A 1,676-nucleotide genomic window follows, 5' to 3' on the forward strand; every position below is an offset into this window, starting at 1 on the left:
GGGTACGGCGGCTGCGGGCGGCCGGCCGGCCGTGGCGCGGGCGGCTGCAGGCCGTAGCTGGTCGGTTCCTCGGGCCGGTTTCCGGCTCCCCCGTTGCTGCTCATGACCCATCCCTATCGCGGCGGAGCCCCACGGGGCCACAGCCTGCGGGGAGCGGTCACACAGCCGTGACCGTCAGCGGACGTACTCGTAGGTCGCGGAGGCCTGCTCGAAGAGCCTGGTCACCTGGTCCTTCTCCGCCTCCGGACCGCGCAGCTGCACCACGTGGTAGCGGCCGCCGTCGAGGATGGCCAGGTTGCGCACGAAGAGCTTGCGGCCCTGTTCGTCGGTCCAGGTGAACTCGCCCTCGGCCATGACCTTGCCGCCCACCTCGATGCGGCGCAGCCCTCCGGAGCCGGCCCAGGTGGAGTCGCGGTAGGGCTGCAGCTCCGGCTCGTGCTCCTGCTGGTAGACCTGCGGGTCGCGGCCGTACTGCTCGGCGCTGTCCCGGCCCGGGACCACGATCAGCCGGAAGTCGCCCTTGGAGAACACCACCTGGCCCCGCCCGTTGCGGGGGGTCCGCTGCCAGCCGCCGGCCACGGCGACCTGGAAGCCCTCGGGGTCCTTGCGCAGGATGAAACCGTCCGCCACCTCTCCGTCGGCGTCGCCGGAGGACTCGGCCGGAGGCTTCTTCGACGGGGACGTGGACGGGGTGGGCTTCTCGTCGGGGTCGGCGGCCTCCCCTGAGTCGCCGGCGTCCTCGGTCGGCGTCGTGCCCGCGGGGAACGAGTTGCCGGAACGGTCCTGGCCGCCCGCCTGCTCCCCGGCCTTGGGCATGAAGAACATCGCGTAGGCGACCGCGCCGGCCAGCAGGAGCAGGACCAGGGTCAGCAGCGTCCGGCCGAGCTTGCGCGGCGAACGCTCGTGGTCCCGCGGCTCCGGACGGTCCATGCGGTCGAGGCGCTCGGCGCGTGCGGCGCGGGCCGCCCGGTCCGCTCCGGCGCGGCGGTGCCGGGCGCGCGATGCCGCCGCGTCACGGCGGGAGTCACGGCGTGCGTCACGACGGCGGCGCACCAGCTCGCCCTTGCGGCGCACCATCGGCAGGCGCTCCGGGTCGGCCGGCGGCAGTGCGACCAGGTGCGCGCCCGCGTCCGGCTCGGGCGCGGACCGCACCAGGGAGCGAAGCCAGCCGCCGAGTTCCTCGATGTCGGGCCGGTCGGTCGGGTCCTGACGCAGCAACGACTCCACGACGGGCCGCAGCGGGCCGCACTCCTCGGCGAACGCCGGCGGTTCGGAGCACACCAGCTGCACCAGCTCGGCGGTGGAGTCCTCGGGGTACGGGGCGTGTCCCTGGACGGCGCGGAACAGCAGCGCGCCCAGCGCCCACAGGTCCGTGGCGGGGCCGACGGGCGCGGCCAGCTGCCAGTGGTCGTGGACCGGGTGGGCCTGCTCGGGCGCCCACCGCTCGGTGACCGCGCCGACCACCGTCATCCGCGCCTGCCGGGCGCGTTCGGCGGCGAGAGGGGTCGCCGGGCCCCGGCCCGGAGCCGAGGGCGCGGGCGTCCCCGAGGACGCGGACGGTGCCCCCGGTCCGGACGGGGACACCGGCCCCCCTGACGAGGACCCGGCCCCGGCCGACGGCGCGAGTTCCGACGACGTCGCCGGCTCGGGCAGGGCCGCGGGCATCGGCGCCGCGG

Annotated in this window: 1 pseudogene; it reads right to left on the minus strand. The window is 76.2% G+C overall.

The window, feature by feature from the left end:
* Window positions 1-174: 174 nt before the first annotated feature.
* A pseudogene (locus ACOV8S_RS16940) lies at window positions 175-1,676 on the minus strand (serine/threonine protein kinase); the annotation flags it as partial.

The sequence above is a fragment of the Streptomyces sp. CO7 genome (assembly GCF_053474865.1).